We start from the raw sequence: 7,395 nt of genomic DNA, 5'->3' as shown, positions 1-7,395 counted from the left end.
TAACTACGAAGAGCTGGACCACGAGTTTTCTTCCCACCAGTTAAGCGATTCGGAAGTGCAGGAGGAGATCAACAAACGGCTGGAAGCGATCCGGCGCGATGTCAACAGCCGGCTCAAGCTCTTTTCGCGCATCAACAAGATCATTGAGCAGAAGGAGCCCTTTGAGAAGACTCCGACTCTGAAAATCAAGCGCTATCTTTATATCTGAAGTGCGGCTCCGCAGTAATCAGGCGTTCAATCCGCAAGAGGCCTATGGAAAATTATATTAGCTGGACGACGCAGTTGACGATTACCGCCATCCGGTCGGGTATCCGTATCGCCCTGATCGTGCTGCTGACGGTGTTGATCTTCCGGTTCATACGTGTGGTTTCTAAAAAACTGGCTGCGATGGTAAATCAGCAAAAGCTGGATCTGGAATCCGAAAAGCGGGCCGAGACCCTAGGGCTGGTAATTCGCCATACGCTCGATGTTCTGCTGATCGTGGTGGCCATTATCACCATCCTAAGCGAATTGGGGATCGAGATCGGCCCGATCCTGGCGGCCGCCGGGATCGTCGGCGTCGCCGTCGGCTTCGGCTCACAGAGTCTGATCAAGGATGTTATCAATGGCTTTTTCATCCTCGCCAACGACCAGATCCGCGTCGGCGATGCGGTGCAGATTGCCGGCAAGAGCGGTGAGGTCGAGCAGGTGAGCCTGAAGATGACCGTGCTCCGCGACGCCTCGGGGAGTGTGCATTTCATCCCCAACAGCGCCATCGACATCGTCACCAATATGACCAAGAATTACTCCCGCTATCTGACCGATGTTTCGGTTCCCTACGAGCAGGAAGTGGAGCAGGCTTATGCCCTCATCCGCGAGGCCGGTGCAGCCCTGATGCGGGATCCTGAATACGCAATACTGGTCCGGGAGCCGGTGGAGATCCTCGGGGTGGATGCCTTCTCTGATTTTGCCCTGAAGATCAAGGTGCGGATCACTACCGAGCCCGGCAAGCAGTGGAAGGTCGGCCGCGAGTTCAACCGGCTGCTGAAATCGAGTTTCGATGCCCACGGATTCGCGTATCCCTTTCCGGTGCAGCGGTTGTATCCGACCATTACACAGAAATAGAGCCGCGGGGCGTGGCTGAGCCCCCGGTTTTTCAGGAGGTTTCGTGAAACAGAGCATCCAGGTACTGACCGTGTCGTTGTTCATGGCGGCTTTTTCCCTCGCCGCCGGCCAGCCGCGGCTGGTTGTTGAACGGCCTTTCGAGCCGGTGGTGCTACGGGGCAGCATTCTGAGCAGTGCCTACTCCTATCCGGTTAACGAGTTGTATCTCTATGCCTGGGACAACGCGACCTGGAGCTGGCGGATGATGCCCTTCCAGATCGATGAGCGGATCCTTGCCCCTGATCCCAACAATCCGGAGGTCAACCGCCACAGCTATTTCATTCCAGATGACGGCCTCCTGGACGAGGATGATGAGTTGGTCTTCATGGTACGCGACCTGGGCGTTCGGGCCCCGGCACGGGCCTGGATTGACAATCCCGAATCCCGGAATTTTAACCGCATCGAGCTGGAGGTCTATGATCCGGATAATGGTGAGAACAACGCCTATGCCTATCTCTTCCGCTCTCCGACCATCACCGAGGCGGTCCCATCGCCTTATGCTTTCGCCTACGACAGCACCGCGGACCGGGTGGATTCCCGGTATTACGCCGTGGCCATGGACGCGAAAATCGGCCTTGTCAAGGACATTGCCATCAAACCCCCCTTTGGTTCGGGACAGGACCTCTTTGACCGGCAAAAAATCCGCGCAACGGCCGTACTGGGCGGCGGGCCCTTCTCTGACATGCGCTTCGACAAGGTGACCGAGTCCCTGATCAAAGTGGTGCCGGGTTATCGCAAAATCACTCCCAAGCCGGTCGTCCGCCTGGTGCGCGAGGTGCGTCAGACTTTCAATCTCGGGATTGCGGACCTTGAGGAGGGGATGACCTTTTATGTAACCACCCGATTTTATCCCTTCAACGGCCGGGTCGCCGGCGGATCGGCCCTGGATGAGGCCAGCCTGAAACAAGCCATGCCCAAATGGGATGATCCCTTCATTCTTTTTGAATATTTACGCCAGTCCTGGGATCTCAGCAGCAATGCCAAAGGGATGCGCTATTTTAACAAGCACAACAGCGGTATCCTAGTGGATGGTACGCCCGACATAGTCAACCTGGCCATTGACCGGCCGATCCGCGACTGGAATCTGGTCGCCGGCAGCCAGGGTGCCCTCTTTTCGCTGACGACCCTTCCCGATACGGTGGCGGAGTCGATCTCGCTTTATTATTACGACAATAGCACAGGCGGGACGGGCGATCCCGCGAACCTCCGCTATTTTGATACCGGTGAGGAGAAAGGATCGTACGGAGATTTCGGTTTCAGCATGGTGAACGCCAAAAGCCTTGAACTCTCCTTCGAAATGTATTTTCTTCCCGATACGATCAATTCGGCGGCACAAGCGCAAAACCTTGCTGATGCCGTCGAGAGGTCGGTATGGGTGTATTCACGCACCGTTACCGGCGTAGCCGGCTGGCCCGGAAATACAGCGCCTTCATCCTTTGCGCTCTCGCACAACTATCCCAATCCCTTCAATCAGGAGACCACGATCTCCTTCACTCTGACGAAAGGCGAACGGATCGCCCTCGACGTTTATGACGCACACGGCCGCTGCGTGCGCCGGATCACGGCGGGATTCTATTCCGGCGGGACATATCACTTTTCCTGGGATGGCCGGGACGACTGGGGCATCGCAATCTCATCCGGGGTCTATTTTGCCCAACTGCATGGCGAAGGCCGCACCGTCCGCCAGAAATTGCTGCTGCTCCGCTAGGAGAATTCTCTATGGCCAAACCACATCACCTGAAGATCCTGCTCGCTGCCCTGATTCTCGTCGGCTGCTCGAGCGACCATGGCCTTGCTCCGCAGCCGGGCAGTTTGGTCGTTGATGTCCATTTCCGGGGCACGCCTCCGCCCACGACCCAGGGCATCTATCTGATCGTGGCGCCGCAATTCCCGCCGCATGCCATCAATGAACTCTATCACAGTTCGAACAGCCTGCCCATCGATCGCGACAGCGTGCGCGCTGTGATCGATCTGCCCTATGGCCACTACGATGCCATCAGCCTCTGGTGGTACAGCAACGAGACCAAATCCAATCTCGCCGATGTGCTGGCTTTACCCATCGTCCAGGACTCGCTGGGGGTCTGGCAGCCGATGTCCTTCGACCTCTCCCGCACCTCGCCGACAGGCTATGTCAAGCTTTACCCCGACTGGAACAAGGTCAACCGCGATGCCTCACTGGAGGGAACCATAACTTTCAACGGCCCCTTTCCGAAGAACACCTTGGCCACGGCTATCGCTGCCTACGCCTTTCAGCCGCAGACCAATGTCGAATACCTGACCTACATGAAGTCGATCGATTTCAGCATCGGTGCCAATCCCTATCACTACAAGCTGCCCATCCGCTCTGGCACGGTCAGCTACCTGGTAGTGCTCTGGCTGCCGGAGCGGGCTAGCATGACCGGCTATTCAGAGCTGGGCTTTTTACAGGATCCGGCCCATCCCGGCACACCGCTCAAGCTCAAGATCAAGGCGGGGGAGACCCGCACCGGCCTGGACATCCAGGCGGACTGGTCCAGAGCTGAGGGGGCGATCACCGCGGCAAGCCGGGGAGAAGGGAGCGGACGATGACCAGTCGAACCCTGCAGCTGGCATTCCTCATCGCACTCTTCCCTGCGCTCCTTCTGGCCCAGGCGACCCTGCGCGGCCGGGTGACCGACCAGGAGAGCGGCCAGCCCCTGCCCGGCGCCAACGTCCAGGTGCAGGGCACCCTGCGCGGCGCCGTCGCCGACGCCAACGGCCGCTTCCTGATCACCCAGGTGCCCGAAGGGATCTATGCCGTGCGCGCCTCGATGATGGGCTACCGCAGCCGCCTGCTGGAAAAAATCAGCCTCAGCAGCAGCCGGGAGGTGGTCCTCGACATCAAACTCAAGCCGACGCCGATCGAGATGGATCCGGTGGTCATCTCCGCCGGCAAGACCCAGCAGTCGCTCGATCAGGCCCCGGTCTCACTCTCGGTGGTCTCCTCCCTCGAGATCAAACAGCGCAGCGCCACCAACATCCAGGATGCCCTCGAGTCGGCGCCGGGCGTCCATTTCGTCGGCAACCAGATCAACATCCGCGGCTCGACCGGCTACACCTTCGGCGCCGGCAACAAGGTGCTGCTCCTCCTCGATGGCGTGCCGGTCTACGCCAGCGACACCGGCGAGTTCAACTGGGACATGCTGCCGCCGCTGGACATCGAACAGATCGAGGTCGTCAAAGGCGCCGGTTCGACCCTCTGGGGTGCCTCGGCCCTCGGCGGCGTGGTTAACGTCCTAACCAAGGAGCCGGATCCAAAGGGCAGGCTGCTCTTCTCTTACACCGCCGCCCGCTATGACAAGCCGCTCTATGAAGAGTGGCAGTGGACCGATCCCAATCGGCTGCACTATACGCGCGAGGACCTCAGCTACAGCCGCCGCATCGGCCGTTTCGGCGGGCGCATCTCGCTCGGCCGCTTTATGACCACCGGTTATACCCAACTCGGTGACGCAGTCAAATTCAACCTCACCGGCAAGTTCGATTACCAGTTTCCCGGCGGCGCCAAGTGGACCTTTTATAACGCCTACAGCCACATCGACCGCGGCTTTTTCGTGCAGTGGAGAGGGCCCAACGATCCCTATGAGGTCGATCCCCGCAACCTCGGCAATCATGCCCGCACCAATCAGCTCAACAGCTACGCCAAGCTGATCGTCCCTTTCTCGCCGACCTTCGCGATGAATTTCCGCGCCAGCCTGGTGCGCACTCTGATGGGCAACCAGTTCGGCGCGGGCGGCAACTTTAATCCCGCCTACGGTGAAGGGCTGGAGGCCCAGGCCGACTGGATCCCGCAGTTCAACCACACCGTCACCGCCGGCGTCCAGTTCCAGCACGACGCCGGCTCGACCAAATATTTCGGCGACCACAAGGGTTATTTCATCGGACCTTTCCTCCAGGACGAGTGGAAGATGCGGAGCAATCTGCGCACGACCCTCGGCTTCCGCTACGACCGTTATCAGCTGGTCGGCGGCCTCAAGGAGGACTTGTTCAGTCCCCGCGTCGGTATCAACTGGCAGCCCTGGGCTAAGACCAGTCTGCGCGCCTCGGCGGGCAGCGGCTTCCGCGCTGCCACCATCATCGAGCGTTTTCTCGAGCTGGCGATCATGAACTTCAAGATCGTCGCCAATCCCGGCCTCAAGGCGGAGAGCTCCTGGGCCTACGATCTCGGTGTGCGCCAGTACCTCACCGACAACTGGAATGTCGACGTTTCACTCTTCGACAATGAATACTGGGAACTGATCGAAGCGCACATGGATCTGATCCGCGGCCAGGTGCAGTTCCGCAACATTCCGCGAGCGCGCATCATGGGTATCGAGGCGACTACCAATTTCAGCTGGCCCTTTTCCTTCCGGAGCCTGCCCATCACGCCCAGTCTGCAGCTGACCGCCACCGCCATGGACCACGAAGAACTCGAGTATCACGATCCGCTGCCCTACCGGCCCAAGCTGATCGCCTCCGGCAAAGCGGGCTTGCGCGTCGCCAAAGCCCAGATCCAGGTCGAGTACCGCTACGCCAGCCGAATCCAGCAGGTAAAAATTTATCCGATCAATGACCGCGTGCCGATGAAATTCTGGGATGTGCGCTTCAGCTATGACTGGCGCGGTCTGAGCTTCAAGTTCGGCGTCCTCAATCTCGGCCAATACAATTACGCGCCGATGGAGAGCAACCTGATGCCGATGCGCACCTTTACACTGGGTTTGCAAGGTGAATTTTAGCTGGAGATGGCGATGCGCAACCTGCTCTGTCTTTTGGGGATTGGATTTTTGTTGACGGGCCCAACGCTGGCCGGCGGACTGGGGCTGTTTCAAGGTAAAACCGATGTCGGCCAGATCGCCCGGCGTGGTTCGGCCGCGTTCGATGCACGCAAGGGGACCTACACCCTGCGCGGCAGCGGGGACAACATCTGGAATGTTCACGACGCCTTTTTCTATCTCTGGCGCGAGGCGAGCGGGGATCTCGACCTGCGCAGTGAAATCAGCTGGCAAGGAAAAGGCCGCCATCCCCACCGCAAGGCGGGATGGATGGTGCGCGCAGGGCTGGCGGCGGACGATCCCTATGCCGATGCCATGGTGCATGGTGATGGCCTGATTTCACTGCAGTACCGCCTGATCAAGGGGGGGCCGACCCTCGAGGTGGCCGCACCGGTCCGAGCGCCGGCCGTTCTGCTGCTCGAGCGCACTGGCAGCCAGTTCACGCTCACCCTCACCAAAGAAGGCGCCGTGATCCCGATCGGGACGATCTCCGTCCCGATGCCTGATAAGGTCTATGCCGGTCTGGCGGTCTGCTCGCACGATTCGACCACCCGTGAGACGGCGCACGTTTCCGGCGTGGAATTCGTGCAGCGTGGCTCCGTCAAAACCGAAGACCGGGTGGTGGAGAGCACCCTCGAGACCATCGACACCGCCAGCGGCGTGCGCACCATCGTCCGCAGAGCCCGCGAACATTTCGAGGCCCCGAACTGGAGCCGTGATGATCTGCTCTATTACAACAGCGGCGGGCGGATCTATACGCTGCCGGCTGCTGGCGGCGAGCCGAAGCTGCTGGACACCGGATTTGCGGTGCACTGCAACAACGATCACGGCCTCTCGCCCGACGGCCGGGAGTTGGTCATCAGCCACCATCCTGAGGATGGCCAATCGCGCATCTACATCCTGCCGGCCACCGGCAGCGAACCGCGCCTGATCACTCCAAACGGCCCATCTTACTGGCACGGCTGGTCGCCCGACGGCCAAACCCTGGCCTACTGCGCCGAGCGCAGCGGTGAGTTTGATGTCTATACCATCCCGGTCACCGGCGGTGAGGAGACCCGGTTGACGAGCGCGCCGGGCCTTGACGACGGCCCGGACTATTCTCCGGACGGGCAATTTATCTATTTCAATTCGGTCCGCACCGGTCAGATGAAGATCTGGCGGATGCGCGCCGACGGGTCAGAGCAAATCCAGTTCACCCCGACGGATGCGTATGGGGACTGGTTCGCCCATCCCTCACCCGATGGAAAATGGCTGGTTTTCCTTTCCTATGACAAATCGGTCCAGGGTCATCCAGCCAACAAGGATGTCCTGCTGCGCATCATGCCGGCTGCCGGCGGCGAGCCGAAAGTGCTGGCCACCCTCTTCGGCGGTCAGGGGACGATCAATGTCCCCTCCTGGTCGGCCGACAGCAGGCGGCTCGGCTTTGTCAGTTACCGGCTGGTGGCACCCGGGATGTGACGGAGAAAACACCCTGGCTGATCGTGTA

The 7,395-nt window shown here is 60.0% G+C and carries 6 protein-coding genes; all 6 read left to right on the top strand.

Annotated features, from left to right (window positions below):
* Window positions 1-208 (top strand): long-chain fatty acid--CoA ligase (locus tag PLH32_10970; protein HQJ65122.1); only part of this gene is annotated, 208 nt, incomplete at its 5' end.
* Window positions 209-252: 44 nt separating this feature from the next.
* Entirely contained in the window at window positions 253-1,104 is an 852-nt protein-coding gene (locus PLH32_10965; protein HQJ65121.1) for a mechanosensitive ion channel family protein, read from the top strand.
* Window positions 1,105-1,147: 43 nt separating this feature from the next.
* Complete coding sequence (locus tag PLH32_10960) at window positions 1,148-2,851, top strand: FlgD immunoglobulin-like domain containing protein (GenBank protein HQJ65120.1); 1,704 nt, start codon at window positions 1,148-1,150, stop codon at window positions 2,849-2,851.
* 11 nt (window positions 2,852-2,862) lie between these two features.
* Window positions 2,863-3,711 carry a hypothetical protein gene (locus PLH32_10955; protein ID HQJ65119.1) on the top strand — a complete coding sequence of 283 codons (849 nt, stop codon included), beginning with the start codon at window positions 2,863-2,865 and terminating at the stop codon, window positions 3,709-3,711.
* On the top strand, window positions 3,708-5,873 hold the full coding sequence (locus PLH32_10950; protein HQJ65118.1) for a TonB-dependent receptor: 2,166 nt from the start codon (window positions 3,708-3,710) through the stop codon (window positions 5,871-5,873). Before PLH32_10955 ends, PLH32_10950 begins: the two co-directional genes overlap by 4 nt.
* Before the next feature lie 12 nt (window positions 5,874-5,885).
* Entirely contained in the window at window positions 5,886-7,367 is a 1,482-nt protein-coding gene (locus tag PLH32_10945) for a hypothetical protein (GenBank protein ID HQJ65117.1), read from the top strand.
* Window positions 7,368-7,395: the final 28 nt, after the last annotated feature.

It is taken from the genome of bacterium (assembly GCA_035419245.1).
In the GTDB taxonomy this organism is placed as follows: Bacteria; Zhuqueibacterota; Zhuqueibacteria; order Residuimicrobiales; family Residuimicrobiaceae; genus JAKPUX01.
This window is presented reverse-complemented; position numbering and strand designations above follow the sequence as displayed.

Excerpts from the sequence above, each read along its gene's own strand:
- PLH32_10965 (HQJ65121.1), top strand. The coding sequence starts at position 253 with ATGGAAAATTATATTAGCTGGACGACGCAGTTGACGATTACCGCCATC.
- PLH32_10950 (HQJ65118.1), top strand. The coding sequence starts at position 3,708 with ATGACCAGTCGAACCCTGCAGCTGGCATTCCTCATCGCACTCTTCCCT.
- PLH32_10945 (HQJ65117.1), top strand. The coding sequence starts at position 5,886 with ATGCGCAACCTGCTCTGTCTTTTGGGGATTGGATTTTTGTTGACGGGC.
- PLH32_10955 (HQJ65119.1), top strand. The coding sequence starts at position 2,863 with ATGGCCAAACCACATCACCTGAAGATCCTGCTCGCTGCCCTGATTCTC.